Source organism: Streptomyces sp. NPDC020983 (assembly GCF_044333485.1).
In the GTDB taxonomy this organism is placed as follows: domain Bacteria; phylum Actinomycetota; class Actinomycetes; order Streptomycetales; family Streptomycetaceae; genus Actinacidiphila.
On the sequence record NZ_JBIRRA010000010.1, the window covers coordinates 336,081 to 352,489 of the forward strand.

Here is a 16,409-nt window from a genome sequence, read left to right on the forward strand (position 1 = left end):
CGCGGAGGCCCGGCCCTTTTGTGCGTGCTCACCGCCCTGCGCCGCGGGGGAACCCCCCGCGGCGCAGGGCGCGGGTCACACCTTCCGCAGGGAGAAGGTGAGGGACAGCGGCTCGTCCGTGAAGGGGGAGCCGAAACCGGCGGAGGGGGCGCCCTCCGTGAAGTCGTCGGCCAGGACCTCCTCCGCGATGAGCGCGGCGTGGGCCGCGAGCGCGGTGGCCAGCTCGGGGTGGGTGGTCGTCCAGCGGACGGCGATCCGGTCGGCGACGTCGAGGCCGCTGTTCTTACGGGCCTCCTGGACGAGCCGGATGACGTCGCGGGCCAGGCCCGCGAGCCGCAGCTCGGGGGTGATCTCCAGGTCGAGGGCGACGGTGGCACCGGAGTCGGAGGCCACCGACCACCCCTCGCGCGGGGTCTCGGTGATGACGACCTCCTCCGGGGAGAGTTCGACGGTCTCGCCGTCGACCACCACGGACGTGGCCCCGCGCTCGCGCAGCTCCGCGGAGAGCGCGGCGGCGTCGGCCGCGGCCACGGCGGCGGCGACCGCCTGGACGCCCTTGCCGAACCGCTTGCCCAGCACGCGGAAGTTGGCCTTCGCGCTGGCGTCGACCAGCGAGCCGCCGACCTCGGAGAGGGACGCCAGCGAGGAGACGTTCAGCTCGTCGGCGATCTGGGCCCGCAGCTCGTCGTCGAGGTCCTCGAACCCGGCGGCGGCGACGAGCGCCCGGCGCAGCGGCTGCCGGGTCTTGACGCCGGACTCGGCGCGGGTCGCGCGGCCCAGCTCCACCAGCCGGCGCACCAGCTGCATACGGCCGGACAGCGCCGGGTCGACGAGCGCCTCGTCGGCCACCGGCCAGCTCGCGAGGTGGACGGAGTCGGGCGCGTCCGGCACGACGGGGACGACGAGGTCCTGCCAGACCCGCTCGGTGATGAACGGCACCAGCGGCGCCATCAGCCGGGTCACCGTCTCGACCACGTCGTGCAGGGTGCGCAGCGCGGCCGCGTCGCCCTGCCAGAAACGGCGCCGGGAGCGGCGGACGTACCAGTTGGACAGGTCGTCGACGAAGGCGGACAGCAGCTTGCCGGCGCGCTGGGTGTCGAAGGACTCCAGCGCCTCGGTGACGTCCCGCACCAGTGCGTTGAGCTCGCCGGCCAGCCAGCGGTCCAGCAGCGGGCGGTCCGCCAGGGCCGGGTCGGACGCGGAGGGCGACCAGCCGGACGTACGGGCGTAGAGGGCCTGGAAGGCGACCGTGTTCCAGTACGTGAGCAGCGTCTTGCGCACGACCTCCTGGATCGTGCCGTGCCCGACCCGCCGGGCGGCCCAGGGGGAGCCGCCGGCGGCCATGAACCAGCGCACCGCGTCGGCGCCGTGCTGGTCCATGAGCGGGATCGGCTCCAGGATGTTGCCGAGGTGCTTGGACATCTTGCGGCCGTCCTCGGCGAGGATGTGGCCCAGGCACACCACGTTCTCGTAGGCGGAGCGGTCGAAGACCAGGGTGCCGACGGCCATCAGCGTGTAGAACCAGCCGCGGGTCTGGTCGATCGCCTCGGAGATGAACTGCGCGGGGTAGGTGCGCTCGAAGACGTCCTTGTTGCGGTACGGGTAGCCCCACTGCGCGAAGGGCATGGACCCCGAGTCGTACCAGGCGTCGATGACCTCGGGCACCCGGGTCGCGGTGCCGCCGCAGCGGCCGCACGCGAAGGTGACCTCGTCGATGTACGGGCGGTGCGGGTCCAGGCCCGACTGGTCGGTGCCGGTCAGCTCGCTCAGCTCGGCCAGCGAGCCGACGCACGTGAGGTGCTCCTCCTCGCAGCGCCAGATCGGCAGCGGGGTGCCCCAGTAGCGGCTGCGGGACAGGGCCCAGTCGACGTTGTTGTCCAGCCAGTCGCCGAAGCGGCCGTGCTTGACCGACTCCGGGTACCAGGTGGTGCGCTCGTTCTCGCGCAGCATCGCGTCCTTGACGGCGGTGGTCCTGATGTACCAGGACGGCTGCGCGTAGTACAGCAGCGCGGTGTGGCAGCGCCAGCAGTGCGGGTAGCTGTGTTCGTAGGGGACGTGCCGGAAGAGCTTGCCGCTCGCCGTCAGCTCGGCGACCAGCGCCTCGTCGGCCTTCTTGAAGAAGACGCCGCCGACGAGCGGCACCTCGGGCTCGAAGGTGCCGTCCCGGCGCACCGGGTTGACCACCGGCAGCCCGTACGCGCGGCAGGCCTTGAGGTCGTCCTCGCCGAAGGCGGGGGACTGGTGGACCAGCCCCGTGCCGTCCTCGGTCGTGACGTACTCGGCGTTGAGCACGAAATGGGCGTCCGGGATGTCGACGAGGGTGAAGGGGCGCTCGTACGTCCAGCGCTCCATCTCGCGGCCGGTGAAGGTCTCCCCGGTCGGCTCCCAGCCCTCGCCGAGCGCCTTGCCGAGCAGCGGCTCGGCGACGACGAGCTGCTCGTCGCCGTCGGTGGCCACGACGTAGCGGACGTCGGGGTGCGCGGCGACGGCGGTGTTGGACACCAGCGTCCACGGCGTGGTCGTCCACACCAGCAGTGCCGCGCGGCCGGCGAGCGGGCCGCTCGTGAGCGGGAAGCGGACGTAGACGGACGGGTCGACGACGGTCTCGTAGCCCTGCGCCAGCTCGTGGTCGGACAGGCCGGTCTGGTCGCGCGGGCACCAGGGGGCGACCCGGTAGTCCTGGACCAGCAGGCCCTTGCCGAAGATCTGCTTGAGCGACCACCACACCGACTCGACGTACTCCGGGTCCATCGTGCGGTAGGCGTCCTCCAGGTCCACCCAGTAGCCCATCCGGGTGGTCAGCTCGGTGAAGGCGTCGGTGTGCCGGGTCACCGACGCGCGGCACTTCGCGTTGAACTCCGCGATGCCGTACGCCTCGATGTCCTGCTTGCCGGTGAAGCCCAGCTCCTTCTCGACGGCCAGCTCCACGGGCAGGCCGTGGCAGTCCCAGCCCGCCTTGCGGGTCACGTGGTGGCCCTGCATCGTCTTGAAGCGCGGGAAGACGTCCTTGAAGACCCGGGCCTCGATGTGGTGGGCGCCCGGCATGCCGTTGGCCGTCGGCGGGCCCTCGTAGAAGATCCAGTCGGGCAGCCCGCGGGTCTGCTCCACGGAGCGCGGGAACGTCCTGCGCTCGCGCCACAGCTCCAGCACCTCGTGCTCGAGGGCGGGCAGGTCGACCTGCGCGGGCACCTGGCGATACTGCGGCTGGCTGGTCGGGCTCATCGCGGACTTTCCTCCGGCGGACGCTGGGACACTCCGTCGAAGGGACGAGGGCGCCGGAGCGCTCCCGCGGTACCACCCTTCTTGGCGGTGGAGGACTTCCCACCGCCCCCTCGTTGGGGTCAGCGATGCCGGTTCTACTCACCCGCCGGCCGGCTGGGCGGCCCCCACGGGTTTTCTTCCGGCGGCTCCGGGCTGATCTTCACCCCGCGCACACCCCCGGGCTTCCACCGTCCCCAGGTCGCTCTCGGCTGCGTGCGGCGCTACTCGTCCCATCCACGCCGGTTCGCTGCCCCACAGTCTACGGCCGCGCGCGGACCCGCGCCGCCCGGTTTCCGTGAGCGGTACGGCCGGCGGCCCGCTGACCCGAATGCCCTGCTCCGCGCGCCGCGGCGGCGGCCGTCCCGCATCGTTGCGCCATGTACCGGAATACCCGGCGGTGAGCTGGGCACGAGCTCACGGATGCGAAGGGGTCGCGGTCATGGCCGTGAAGGAGTCGGCGGACCAGTCTGCGGAACCGCCCGCGAGGAAGGCCGCGCAGAAGGCGGCGGGGAGAACGGCGAGGAAAGCGGTCAGGAAGACGGCTTCGGCCGCCCCGGCAGGTGGGAAGAAGGCCGCAGCCGGGAAGAAACCGGTGAGCGACGAGCGCACCGGTCGTGACGGGCCCGAGACAGGAGCTGGCACTGTGGGTGTGGAGAAGACGGCGGCCGGTACGGCCGCGAGCGGCGTGCCTGCGGCGCGCGGTGCGGCCGCGGCCGAGGACCTCGCGGTCCTGCCCGGCGAGGACCCGTGGACGTCCGAGGAGGTCACGGAGGCCCGCGCCGAGCTGACCGGTGAGGTCGAGCGGCTGCGGGCCGAGATCGAGTCCTCCGAGCAGGCCGTCGCCGGCCTGCTGCGGGACGGCGCGGACAGCGGCGGTGACGAGGCGGACACCGGCGCGAAGAACATCAGCCGGGAGTACGAGCTGGCCCTCGCCGCCAACACCCGCGAGACGCTCCAGCAGGCGGAACACGCCCTGCACCGCCTCGACGAGGGCACGTACGGGCTGTGCGAGGTGTGCGGCGAGCCGATCGGCAAGGCCAGGATGCAGGCGTTCCCGCGGGCCACCCTCTGCCTCGACGACAAACAGCGCCAAGAGCGGCGATGACCCGTCCGCCGCGGGTGCCGTACCCTCGTCACAGGCGGGCGCACCGGCCCGTACGTGCCGAGGGCTGAGGGACCACGTGACGGAAGCGGAGCGCACCATCATCACGCCGGACGACGACGCCCCGGGGCGGACGGACGACTCCGCCGAGCCCGCCCCGGGCGCGTCCGCAGCGGTCCGCAACCGCCGCATCCTCGTGCTCACGGGCGTCGCGGCCCTGGCGTACCTGCTCGACCTGCTCTCCAAGATCTGGGTCGTCAAGAGCCTCGAAGGGCACGACTCGATCGACCTGCTCGGGCACTACCTGCGCCTGGACGCCATCCGCAACGCGGGCGCGGCCTTCGGCATGGGCCAGGGCATGACGATCGTCTTCACCCTCATCGCCGCCGGTGTGATCGTCGTCATCGTGCGGCTGTCCCGCCGCCTCTACAGCGCCCCCTGGGCCGTCGCCCTCGGCCTGCTCCTCGGCGGCGCCTTCGGCAACCTCACCGACCGCGTCTTCCGCGCGCCCGGCGGCTTCCAGGGCCGTGTCGTCGACTTCATCGCCCCCGCGCACTTCGCGGTCTTCAACCTCGCCGACTCGGCGATCACCTGCGGCGGCGTCCTCATCGTCCTCCTCTCCTTCCGCGGCATCGACCCCGACGGCACGCGCCACCGGGACTGACGCCCTCACGGGCGGGCGTCCCGCCCCCCGGGGGTCCGGCATACTCGACCGGGTGAGTACCGCACCCGAAATCCGCTCCCTGCCCGTGCCCGACGGCCTGGAGGGCGAACGCGTCGACGCCGCCCTCGCCCGTATGTTCGGCTTCTCCAGGACCAAGGCCGCCGAACTCGCCGCGGGCGGCAAGGTCTCGCTGGACGGGGCGGTCGCCGGGAAGTCGGAGCGGGTGCGCGGGGGTGCCTGGCTGGAGGTCGAGATGCCCGCGCCCGCGGTCCCCGTGCAGGTCGTCGCGGAGCCCGTGGAGGGCATGGAGATCGTGCACGACGACGACGACGTCGTGGTGATCATGAAGCCCGTGGGCGTGGCCGCGCACCCGAGCCCGGGGTGGTCGGGGCCGACCGTGATCGGCGGGCTGGCCGCGGCGGGCTACCGCATCGCCACCTCCGGCGCCGCCGAGCGGCAGGGCATCGTGCACCGGCTGGACGTCGGGACGTCCGGGCTCATGGTCGTCGCGAAGTCGGAGAACGCCTACAGCCTGCTCAAGCAGCAGTTCCGCGAGCGGGTCGTGGACAAGCGCTACCACGCGCTCGTGCAGGGGCACCCGGACCCGCTCAGCGGCACCATCGACGCGCCCATCGGCCGGCACCCCACGCACGACTACAAATGGGCGGTCGTCGCGGACGGCAAGCCCTCGGTGACGCACTACGACCTGATCGAGGCCTTCCGCTCGGCCAGCCTGCTGGACATCAAGCTGGAGACCGGCCGCACCCACCAGATCCGGGTGCACATGTCCGCGCACCGCCACCCGTGCGTCGGCGACCTCACCTACGGCGCCGACCCGACGATGGCCCGCCGGCTGGGGCTGACGCGGCAGTGGCTGCACGCCAAGCGGCTGGGTTTCGAGCACCCCGCGGACGGCTCGTGGGTCGAGTTCAGCAGCGAGTACCCGCCGGACCTGGAGCACGCGCTGGAGACCGTGCGGGCGGAGAGCCGGTGAGCGCGCCGGTGACCGGCGTGCGCGTCGTCGCGGCCGCCGACACCGCCGGCATGGCCGCCGTGCACGCCATCCGGCACGAGGTCTTCGTGGTGGAGCAGGGCGTGCCCGCGGAGCTGGAGTGGGACGGCAAGGACGGCCGGGCGGTGCACGCGCTCGCCGAGGGCCGCGGCACCGGGCGGCTGCTGCTCGGCGCCGACGCGGCGGCGAAGAACGGCGGTGACGAGCAGTTCGCCGTGCTCGGCCGGCTCGCGGTGCTGAAGGCCGAACGCGGTACGGGCCTGGGCGCGCTGCTGGTGCGGGCGCTGGAGGAGGAGGCCGCCCGGCTGGGCTGCGCGGGCGTCTACCTGGAGGCGCAGGTCCATGCGATCGGCTTCTACGAGAAGCTCGGCTACACCGCGTACGGACCTCCGTTCCAGGACGCCGGGATCGCCCACCGCGCGATGCGCCGCACCTGGCGCCCGTGAACGCCCGCACGGCCGTGCGGGCGCGGGCGGGCGCCCGCGGCGGCGCGGGGGATCGCTCCGGCGGCCTGCGGCGCGCCCCGCGGTTGTAACGCGCACCGCAGGGCACGCTGGCAGGCGTGGACCAGCTCGCCCTGTTCTTCTCGCTCATGCTCGCGGCCGTGGTGACGGTGCCGCTGGGTGACCGGCTGGGGCTGCCCGCGCCCGTGCTCATGACGCTGGCCGGCGGGGTCCTGGCGCTGATCCCGCAGGTGCCGAACGTCCGGATCGACCCGGACTTCATCCTGCCGCTGCTGCTCCCGCCGCTGCTGTACGCCGCCGTGCAGCGCACCTCCTGGCGGCAGTTCGCGGCCAACCGGCGGGCGATCTTCCTGCTCGCGGTGGCGCTGGTCTTCGTCACGACGACGGCGGTGGCCGCCGTCGTCGACGCGGTGGTGCCGGGCATCACGGTCGCCGCGGCCTTCACGCTGGGCGCGCTCGTCGCGCCGCCCGACCCGGTCGCGGCGACCGCGGTGGCCGGCCGCCTGGGGCTGCCGCGCCGCATGATCTCCATCCTGGAGGGCGAGGGGCTCTTCAACGACGTCACGGCGATCGTGCTCTACCACGTGGCCGTGGGCGCGGCGGTCTCCGGGCACTTCTCGGTCGGCCACGCGCTGCTGGAGTTCGTGCTGTCCGCGGTCGTGGCGGTCGTGGTGGGGCTCGTGCTCGGCTGGGGCGCCAACAAGCTCATGGGCGTGGTGGGCGACCCGACGCTGCAGGTCGGCCTGTCGCTGCTGGTGCCCTTCGCCGCGTACGCCATCGCCGAGGAGCTGTCCGGCTCGGGCGTGCTCGCGGTGCTGACCAGCGGGCTGTTCCTCGCCGAATACGCCTTCGAGGCCGACGACGTGACCGCGCGGCTGGCCGGCACCACCTTCTGGCAGATCGTCGACACCCTGGTGACCGGGATCGCCTTCGGGCTCATCGGCCTGGAGCTGCACCACGTCTTCAGCGTCGGCGCCGGCAACTGGGGGCCGATGACGCGGGACGCGCTGCTCGTCGTCGCCGTCGTCGTCGGGGTGCGGCTGCTGTGGCTGCTGCCGGCCGCGTGGGTGGCCCGGCGCCTGCACAAGCTGCGCGACATGGACGAGGACATCCCCATGACCTGGCGGGAGACCGTCGTCATGTGGTGGTCCGGGATGCGCGGGGTGGCGTCCGTCGCCCTGGCGCTCGCGATCCCGCTGGACACCGACCACGACGGGGCCTTCCCGGCCCGTGCCGAACTGCTCTTCATCGCCTTCGCGGTGGTGCTGGCCACCCTGGTGCTGCAAGGGCTCACCCTGCCGTGGCTGGTCAAGCGGCTCGGGGTGAGCAGCGACATCGACGCCGAGCACGAGCTGGAGCACGAGCTGGCGGTCCGTGCCATGGCCGCGGCGCGCACCCGGCTCAGGGAGATCGAGCAGCACGAGCCGATCGACGAGGAACTCTCGGAGATCCTGCACCGGCGGGCCTTCGACCTGGGCGCGCGGATCTCGCCGGACATCGTCGACGAGGAGCGGCGCGAATCGCACGCGCGCCGGCTCAAGCGGGTGCGGGCGCTGCGCCGGATCCAGGACGACATGATGTCCGCCGCCCGCCACGAGGTGCTGTCCGCGCGCAGCGAGCCCGGCAACGACCCGGAGGTCGTCGACCGGGTGCTGCGGCACCTGGACCTGCGCTCGATACGGGGCTGACCCGCACCGGACCGCGGCCGGCCGCGGGCTGTCGGCGCGGCCTGGCACGATGGGGGACGCAAGGCAGCAGGCAGAAGCGAGGGAGCCGCCGTGACGATCGTCCTCTTCCACTCCATGTACGGGCTGCGGCCCGCCGTGCGGGACGCCGCGGAGCGGCTGCGGGCCGCGGGCCACGAGGTCGTGGTGCCCGACCTCTACGACGGGCGCACGGCGGACACCGCCGAGGACGGCCTCGCGCTGCGGGACGAGATCGGCCGCGACGAGCTGCTGCGCCGCGCCGTGGCGGCGGCCGCCCCGTACTCGGAGAGCGGCGCCGTCTACGCCGGCTTCTCGCTCGGCGGCTCGATCGCCCAGAACCTGGCGCTGGGCGACGAGAAGGCCCGCGGGCTGCTGCTCCTGCACGGCACCTCGGACATCGCCGACGACGCCTCGACCGGGATCCCGGTGCAGCTGCACGTCGCCGAGCCGGACCCCTTCGAGCCGGACGACTGGCTGAACGCCTGGTACCTGCGGATGCGCCGGGCCGGCGCCGACGTCGAGATCCACCGCTACCGGGGCGCGGGCCACCTCTTCACCGACCCGGATCTGCCGGACCACGACGCCGAGGCGGCGGAGCGCACCTGGGCGGTCGCGCTGGACTTCCTCCGGGAGCTGGAGGGCTGAGCGGGGGAGGCCGCGCGCCGCGAACGGCGGCGGCCGGGCGGGTCCACCCCGCCCGGCCGCCGGGCCGCGCCGCTACGTGAGCCGCGTCACTCCTTGAGCCGCGTCACTTCTTGAGCTGCGACGCGAAGGCCTGCACGACCTGGTCCGAGGTCAGCCCCGGCACCTTCACCTGCGTGCCGTTGACCAGGACGTACGGGGTGCCGCCCTGCTGCACGTCGGACGGGGAGTGGTTGTACTTGTCGCTCATCGCCAGCGCCCAGCGGTCGAAGGTGCCCTTCTTGACCGCGTCGGAGAACTTGGCGTTGCCCTTGAGCGCCGGGACCTGCTGGGCGATCGAGATGAGCTTGTCGGCGCTCTTGTAGTCGTCCGAGGTCTCCTCGGGGTGGTTCTTCTCCGCGTAGAGCGCCTTGTGGTACTGCTCGAAGGCGTCGACCGACACGTTCAGGGCGGCACCGAGGGCGCTCAGCGCGCGCTTGGAGCCCTGGCCGTTGTCCTTGTTGTCGATGAAGGTCGCGAAGGTGTAGTCGATCTGGTACTTGCCGTCCTTGGCGCCCTGGAGCACCGCGTCACCCGCGGCCTGCTCGTAGGCGGCGCAGATCGGGCAGCGCAGGTCCTCGTACTCCTTGACGACGTTCTTGTTCTTCGGGTCGCCGATGACGATCGTGGTGCCGTCGGTGCCCGAGGTGTTGGCCGGCTTGACCAGCTTGTTCTTGGCCGCCTGCGACCAGTAGCCCGGCTTGTTCATCTCGTTGACGGCGTAGGCGACGCCGCCGGCTATCGCGACCAGGGCCACGACGCCGCCCGCCACCAGCAGCTGGCGGCGGACCTTGGCGCGCTTGGCCTCCTTCTCGCGCTGGATGCGCAGCCGCTCGCGGGCCGCGGCCTTGGCGGTCTTGCTGTTGCGCTGGCTCATGACAGATCTCCGTGAATACGCGTGTGGGTGTGGGGGTGTGCCGGTCCTGCGGTCAGAGAGCGACCGGGACGGGCGGACCACGGCGTACGACGGCATGGTGGAGCCGGTGGGCGGCGGGCCGCCCCGGCACCGCGCCGCGGGCGGGGCGGGCGGCGCGGCGCGGCCCGGTGGCCGGGACGCCGCGGAGGGCGGCCACGGCCAGCAGCAGCGGGCGGAAGGCGGCGAGGACGGCGGCGCGTACCAGCCGGCCGAGCGCGGCCTCGCCGCGGCGCAGCCAGAACGAGGCCAGCAGCCCCGCGGCGACGTGTGCGGCCAGCAGCAGCCAGGGCAGCGCCCCGGCCGAGGCGACGGCGGCGGTGCCCTGGGTGCCGCCGGGGACGGTGGCCACCGCGGCGAAGCCGGCGGCGTGCTCGGGACCGACGTGGCCCCCGTGGCAGAGCACCGCCTCGTTGAACGAGCGCCACGAGCCGGTCACCGGCCCGCCGGCGGGCCCGTAGCAGGCCTGCTGCCCGGTGGTCAGCAGGGTGTCCAGCGCCAGTTCCATCGGCACCATCAGGCCGGCCAGTGCCCAGAAACCGCACTCCGGGCGGGCCGTGACGAGATACGCGAGGGCGAAGACGGCGGCGAAGGCGCCGGCGACCGCGGGCAGCGGCAGGGGCGCCCTGGCCATCAGGACGTGCGAGGTGGAGGAGAGGGTGACGCACAGTGCCGCGAAGACGGCAGCGCGCAGCGCCCTCAGCGCACGCAGCGCTTGCGGCCGTATCTCCTCCATGGGAGCAGAGTGTGCCACGCGAACCTGTAGGTGTGACCTAAGTTCCGCGCCGAAATTCCGCGGACAGCGGGCGGCGGGGCGGCGATGTCACAGCCGGGTCGTAGACTCACCGACGCCGCCGGACAACCGTTTCCCGGCGGTCCGTTCCCCGCCGGAGGTGTCGCGCCTTGACCGATCAGCCCTTCGCTCACCTGCACGTCCACACCCAGTACTCGCTGCTGGACGGAGCGGCGCGACTGAAGGACATGTTCAAGGCGTGCAACGAGATGGGGATGAGCCATGTGGCCATCACCGACCACGGCAACCTGCACGGCGCCTACGACTTCTTCCACCAGGCCAAGGACGCCGGGGTCACCCCGGTCATGGGCATCGAGGCGTATCTGGCGCCCGAGTCGCGCCGCTACACCAAACCGGTCAAGTGGGGCGCCCCGCACCAGAAGAACGACGACGTGTCCGGTGCGGGCGCGTACACCCACATGACGATCTGGGCGCGCAACAACACCGGCCTGCACAACCTCTTCCGCGCGCAGTCCCGCGCCTCCTTCGAGGGCTACTTCCGCAAGCCCCGCATGGACCGCGAGCTGCTCAGCGAGTACGCCGAGGGCCTCATGGGCACCACCGGCTGCCCGTCCGGCGAGATCTCCACCCGTATCCGGCTCGGGCAGATGGACGAGGCGGTCAAGGCCGCCGGGGAGTACCAGGACATCTTCGGCAAGGAGAACTTCTTCGTCGAGATCATGGACCACGGCATCGACATCGACCGCCGGGCCCGGGCGGGCCTGGAGGAGATCGCCAGGAAGCTCCAGGCCCCCTTCGTCGTCACCAACGACTCGCACTACACCTACGCGCAGGAGTCCGCGGCGCACGACACGCTGCTGTGCATCCAGACCGGCTCGAACATGTCGGACCCGGACCGCTTCAAGTTCGACGGCTCCGGCTACTACCTGAAGTCGGCCGCCGAGATGTACGCGATCGACTCGTCCGACGCCTGGCAGGAGGGCTGCCGCAACAGCCAGCTGCTGATCGCCGAGCGCGTGGACACCGAGGGCATGTTCAAGTTCCAGAACCTGATGCCCAAGTTCGACGTGCCCGAGGGCTACACCGAGGTCACCTGGTTCCGCGAGGAGGTCGCCCGCGGCATGGCCCGGCGCTTCCCGAACGGCGTCCCCGAGGACCGGCAGAAGCTCGCCGAGTACGAGATGGACACCATCATCCAGATGGGGTTCCCCGGCTACTTCCTGGTCGTCGCCGACTTCATCATGTGGGCCAAGAACAACGGCATCGCCGTCGGCCCCGGCCGCGGCTCCGCGGCCGGCTCGATCGTCGCGTACGCGATGGGCATCACCGACCTCGACCCCGTCCCGCACGGCCTGATCTTCGAGCGGTTCCTGAACCCCGAGCGCATCTCCATGCCCGACGTCGACATCGACTTCGACGAGCGCCGGCGCGGCGAGGTCATCCGCTACGTGACGGAGAAGTACGGCTCCGACAAGGTCGCCCAGATCGCCACCTACGGCACCATCAAGGCCAAGGCCGCGATCAAGGACTCCGCCCGCGTGCTCGGCTACCCGTTCTCGATGGGCGACCGGATCACCAAGGCGATGCCCGCGGACGTGCTCGGCAAGGGCATCCCGCTGTCCGGCATCACCGACAAGGACCACCCCCGCTACAGCGAGGCGGGCGAGGTCCGGGCGATGTACGAGAACGAGCCGGACGTGACGAAGGTCATCGACGCCGCGCGGGGCATCGAGGGCCTGGTCCGGCAGATGGGCGTGCACGCCGCGGGCGTGATCATGTCCGCCGAACCGCTCATCGACCACGTGCCGATCTTCTCGCCGAAGAACGACGGCGCGGTCGTCACGCAGTGGGACTACCCGAGCTGCGAGTCGCTCGGCCTGCTGAAGATGGACTTCCTGGGCCTGCGCAACCTGACGATCATGGACGACGCGGTCAAGTCGATCAAGGCCAACAAGGGCATCGACATCGACCTGCTCGCGCTGCCGCTCGACGACCCGAACACCTACGCCCTGCTCTCGCGCGGTGACACGCTCGGCGTGTTCCAGTTCGACGGCGGCCCCATGCGCGCCCTGCTGCGCATGATGAAGCCCGACAACTTCGAGGACATCTCCGCCGTCTCGGCCCTCTACCGGCCGGGCCCGATGGGCATGAACTCGCACATCAACTACGCCCTGCGCAAGAACAAGCAGCAGGAGATCACCCCCATCCACCCGGAGCTGGAGGAGCCGCTCCGGGAGGTCCTGGAGGTCACCTACGGCCTGATCGTCTACCAGGAGCAGGTGCAGAAGGCCGCCCAGGTCCTCGCCGGCTACTCGCTCGGGCAGGCCGACCTGCTGCGCCGCGCGATGGGCAAGAAGAAGAAGGAGGTCCTGGACAAGGAGTTCATCCCCTTCCAGGCCGGCATGCGCGAGCGCGGCTACTCCGACCAGGCCATCCAGGCCGTGTGGGACGTGCTGGTGCCCTTCGCCGGATACGCCTTCAACAAGGCGCACTCCGCCGCGTACGGCCTGGTGTCCTACTGGACGGCCTACCTGAAGGCGAACTACCCGGCCGAGTACATGGCGGGGCTGCTCACCTCGGTCAAGGACGACAAGGACAAGATGGCGCTCTACCTCAACGAGTGCCGCCGGATGGGCATCAAGGTCCTGCCGCCGGACGTCAACGAGTCCAACGCCAACTTCACCCCGCGCGGCGACGACACGATCGTCTTCGGCCTCACCGCCGTCCGCAACGTCGGGCAGAACGTCGTCGACTCCATCGTCAAGTGCCGCAGGTCCAAGGGCCGCTACGCCTCCTTCCCGGACTTCCTCGACAAGGTCGAGGCGGTCGTCTGCAACAAGCGGACGGTCGAGTCGCTCATCAAGGCGGGCGCCTTCGACGCCATGGACCACACCCGGCGCGGCCTGACCGAGCACTTCGAGCCGATGATCGACAACGTGGTGCAGGTCAAACGCAAGGAGGCCGAGGGGCAGTTCGACCTCTTCGGCGGCATGGACGAGGCCGGTGACGACGGGCCCGCCTTCGGGATGGACGTCGTCTTCTCCGACATCGAGTGGGACAAGTCCTACCTGCTCGCCCAGGAGCGCGAGATGCTCGGCCTCTACGTCTCGGACCACCCGCTGTTCGGCATCGAGCACATCCTCACCGACAAGACCGACGCGGCGATCTCCGCCCTCGCCGGCGACTACTCGGACGGCGCCATCGTCACCGTCGGCGGCATCATCTCCGGCCTCCAGCGCAAGATGACCAAGCAGGGCAACGCCTGGGCCATCGCCACCGTCGAGGACCTCGGCGGCTCGGTGGACTGCATGTTCTTCCCCGCCACCTACCAGCTGGTGTCCACCCAACTCGTCGAGGACGCCATCGTCTTCGTCAAGGGCCGCCTCGACAAGCGCGAGGACATCCCGCGGCTGGTCGCGATGGAGCTGATGGTGCCCGACCTGTCGGACGTCGGCGCCAACGCGCCCGTCCACATCTCCATCCCGACGGTCAAGGTCACCCCGCCGCTGGTCGCCCGGCTCGGCGAGGTACTGGAGAGCCACAAGGGCAACACCGAGGTCCGGGTGCGGCTGCAGGGCGCTCGCACCACCACGGTGCTGCGGCTGGACCGGCACCGCGTGACGGCCGATCCCTCGCTCTTCGGCGACCTCAAGGCGCTGCTGGGTCCCGCGTGCCTGGGGTCGGGCCAGCAGGCGGGCTGAGCGCCCGGCCCGGGCGCGGAAGGCGGGACGGGGGTGCCCCCCCCGGAGGAGGGCACCCCTTCGCCGTGCCGTGCGCGGCGTGCGGGACGCGCAGCGTGCGCGGGGCCGTACCACCGGCGCGGCGGGTTCAGTTGTGGGTTCAGTTGTGGCCGAACCGCTTCTGCTGGTGCTTGCGCGACACCGTCGTCGTGCCCGGCATCACGTGCTCCTCCGCCTGCGGGCTGCGGCCCTGCTCCTGCGTCTGCGTCGCGGACCGCTGCGGGTCCTGCTGCGGGGAGCGGCGGTTCGGGTTCTGGTTGCGGTTCTTCGCCACTGTCGTGCCTTCCTCTGAGGGGAATGACGGCCGAAGGGCCTGCCTCCCTGCGGGCTTGCCGCCCCGGGGGCTCGTGGCCGAGCGGCCGAGATCAGACTTGCATGCCAGGACGAAGCGCGCATTTCGGGCAGTTGGCGTTCCCGCGTGCGCGGCCGGTGACGGAAAACCGCCCACCGCCACGCCGAAGATCGCGTTCGGGCTCATAACGCCCCGGCATTCGGGCAGACTCGGGAGGACCTGGGGGGATTCACTGCCGAGGGGGCGACCGGAAGAGGAGCGATATGGACCGCTGCGTCGTCCTGGTGGACGCCGGTTATCTGCTGGGTGCAGCGGCGAGCCTCCTGGCCGGTGAACCTTCGCGTTCCCGGATCGTCGTCGATCATGCCGCCGTCGTCGCCGGCCTGCGGGAAAGAGCCGAGCGCGAGACCGGCCAGCCGCTGCTGCGGATCTACTGGTTCGACGGAGCGCCCGACCGCGTTCCGCAACCCGAGCACCGCCGGCTGCGCGTCATGCCCCGGGTCACGGTGCGGCTCGGCGCCCTCACCCGTACGGACGGCCGCTGGGCGCAGAAGGGCGTCGACGCGGCCATGCACGCCGAACTGTCGGAGCTGGCCCGCAACCGGGCCTGCTCCGACATCGTGCTCGTCACCGGCGACGGCGACCTGCTGCCCGGCATGATGTCCGCCAAGGAGCACGGCGTCGCCGTGCACCTGTGGGCCGTGCAGGCCGCCGACGGCGACTACAACCAGTCCGAGGACCTCGTCGCCGAGGCCGACGAGCGGCGCGTCCTCGACCGGGAATGGATCACCGCGGCCATCCACGCGCGCGACGGCGTCTGCCCGCCCGCCGGCAGCAGCCACGGCGGGCTCGGCGCCGACTTCGGCCCCGAGATCGCCGCCATCCTCTCCGCGCCACTCCCCGAAACCGCCGCCCCGCCCGGGCCCCCGGCCGAACCGCGCCCCGCACCCCGCGAGCACCCCGCAGGCCCGCCCGGCGACGGCACCCACGCCGCTCCCGCGGCGGGCGGCGGCAGCAACGGCACCGGCAAGGGCGTGCCCACGCCCAAGGACCTCGCGGGCTTCGGCAAGCACCACACGCCCGCCGCCCACTCCACACCCCAGCCGGCCCCCAGCGCCACCCTGCGGTGGTCCTCCGACAAAGGCTGGACCGACCGCGGCGCCGCCGACGTCCCCGACACCAGCGGCCTCCCCACACTCGCCCAGCTCACCACCGCCGAGCAGCGGTGGGCCGACCGCGAGGCCGACATCACCGCGGTGAGCGGCGACCCCTACGAGGTGGGCCAGGTCTTCGCGCGGCGGTGGACGGCGCGGATCAGCGAGCCCGGACAACTACAGCAGCTGTCCGCGCACTACCCGCGGGTGCCGCACCGCATCGACGGCGAGCTCCTGCGGTACGCGGCGCGCTTCGGGCTGCTCGCGCACAAGGACGACCAGATCGACGAGCACGACCGCTATGCGATCCGTGCGGGCTTCTGGCGCGAGGTCGACGCGCGCACCGGTACCGCCCGCTCGGCCGCGGGGGGCTGAGGCGCCCGCGGTTTGCGGTGGCCCGCGGGCTTGGCGGTGGGGGGTGCTCGCGCCGTTCCTCGCGCCCCTGAGGGGGTGCCACTTGCGGTGGCCGCTCGCCGTTCCGCCGGTGGTGGGTTGGTCGCGCAGTTCCTCGCGCCCCCGAGAGGGTGCCACTTGCGGTGGGCAGTTCGCCGTTCGCCCGGTGGTGGGTTGCTCGCGCAGTTCCTCGCGCCCCTGGGGTCATCCGGCGGGGCATCGCGCTGTCTGTGCGGGGGTGGGGTCGGGTGCCACTCCGGGGGTACCTCCTCG

General features: G+C 72.1%; 13 protein-coding genes. 8 read left to right on the forward strand and 5 right to left on the reverse strand.

Going from position 1 to position 16,409, the window contains the following annotated elements; all coding sequences use genetic code 11:
* Positions 1-75 precede the first annotated feature (75 nt).
* Both ileS and ACH4SE_RS24190 read right to left on the reverse strand, forming a co-directional pair.
* Positions 76-3,222 carry an isoleucine--tRNA ligase gene (gene ileS, locus ACH4SE_RS24185; protein ID WP_398545530.1) on the reverse strand — a complete coding sequence of 1,049 codons (3,147 nt, stop codon included), beginning with the start codon at positions 3,220-3,222 and terminating at the stop codon, positions 76-78.
* 453 nt (positions 3,223-3,675) lie between these two features.
* On the reverse strand, positions 3,676-3,870 hold the full coding sequence (locus tag ACH4SE_RS24190; RefSeq protein WP_398545531.1) for a hypothetical protein: 195 nt from the start codon (positions 3,868-3,870) through the stop codon (positions 3,676-3,678).
* Positions 3,871-3,904: 34 nt separating this feature from the next.
* On the opposite strand from ACH4SE_RS24190, the gene ACH4SE_RS24195 reads away from it, so the two are divergent.
* From ACH4SE_RS24195 to ACH4SE_RS24220, 6 genes are all read left to right on the forward strand, one after another.
* The gene (locus ACH4SE_RS24195; RefSeq protein WP_398545532.1) at positions 3,905-4,366 is read left to right on the forward strand and encodes a TraR/DksA family transcriptional regulator; all 462 of its coding nucleotides are present in this window, start codon (positions 3,905-3,907) and stop codon (positions 4,364-4,366) included.
* 76 nt (positions 4,367-4,442) lie between these two features.
* The gene (gene lspA / locus ACH4SE_RS24200; protein ID WP_398545533.1) at positions 4,443-5,027 is read left to right on the forward strand and encodes a signal peptidase II; all 585 of its coding nucleotides are present in this window, start codon (positions 4,443-4,445) and stop codon (positions 5,025-5,027) included.
* 52 nt (positions 5,028-5,079) lie between these two features.
* Complete coding sequence (locus tag ACH4SE_RS24205; RefSeq protein WP_398545534.1) at positions 5,080-6,021, forward strand: RluA family pseudouridine synthase; 942 nt, start codon at positions 5,080-5,082, stop codon at positions 6,019-6,021.
* Between the two features lie 50 nt (positions 6,022-6,071).
* On the forward strand, positions 6,072-6,485 hold the full coding sequence (locus tag ACH4SE_RS24210; RefSeq protein WP_398545553.1) for a GNAT family N-acetyltransferase: 414 nt from the start codon (positions 6,072-6,074) through the stop codon (positions 6,483-6,485).
* Between the two features lie 116 nt (positions 6,486-6,601).
* The gene (locus ACH4SE_RS24215; protein ID WP_398545535.1) at positions 6,602-8,191 is read left to right on the forward strand and encodes a Na+/H+ antiporter; all 1,590 of its coding nucleotides are present in this window, start codon (positions 6,602-6,604) and stop codon (positions 8,189-8,191) included.
* Between the two features lie 90 nt (positions 8,192-8,281).
* Complete coding sequence (locus ACH4SE_RS24220) at positions 8,282-8,854, forward strand: dienelactone hydrolase family protein (RefSeq protein ID WP_398545536.1); 573 nt, start codon at positions 8,282-8,284, stop codon at positions 8,852-8,854.
* Positions 8,855-8,957: 103 nt separating this feature from the next.
* On the opposite strand, the gene ACH4SE_RS24225 is transcribed toward ACH4SE_RS24220, so the two are convergent.
* Together ACH4SE_RS24225 and ACH4SE_RS24230 are read right to left on the reverse strand one after the other, a co-directional pair.
* A complete protein-coding gene (locus ACH4SE_RS24225; protein ID WP_398545537.1) occupies positions 8,958-9,767 on the reverse strand; it encodes a thioredoxin domain-containing protein in 810 nt (269 codons plus the stop codon).
* A 52-nt stretch (positions 9,768-9,819) separates the two neighbouring features.
* A complete protein-coding gene (locus tag ACH4SE_RS24230) occupies positions 9,820-10,539 on the reverse strand; it encodes a hypothetical protein (RefSeq protein WP_398545538.1) in 720 nt (239 codons plus the stop codon).
* A 167-nt stretch (positions 10,540-10,706) separates the two neighbouring features.
* On the opposite strand from ACH4SE_RS24230, the gene dnaE reads away from it, so the two are divergent.
* Positions 10,707-14,258, forward strand: a complete 3,552-nt coding sequence (gene dnaE, locus ACH4SE_RS24235; protein WP_398545539.1) for a DNA polymerase III subunit alpha — start codon at positions 10,707-10,709, stop codon at positions 14,256-14,258.
* A gap of 139 nt (positions 14,259-14,397) precedes the next feature.
* Here dnaE and ACH4SE_RS24240 read toward each other — a convergent pair whose 3' ends face one another.
* The gene (locus tag ACH4SE_RS24240; RefSeq protein WP_398545540.1) at positions 14,398-14,571 is read right to left on the reverse strand and encodes a hypothetical protein; all 174 of its coding nucleotides are present in this window, start codon (positions 14,569-14,571) and stop codon (positions 14,398-14,400) included.
* 281 nt (positions 14,572-14,852) lie between these two features.
* Between ACH4SE_RS24240 and ACH4SE_RS24245 the strand changes: the two genes are divergently transcribed.
* Positions 14,853-16,118 carry an NYN domain-containing protein gene (locus ACH4SE_RS24245; protein WP_398545541.1) on the forward strand — a complete coding sequence of 422 codons (1,266 nt, stop codon included), beginning with the start codon at positions 14,853-14,855 and terminating at the stop codon, positions 16,116-16,118.
* Positions 16,119-16,409: the final 291 nt, after the last annotated feature.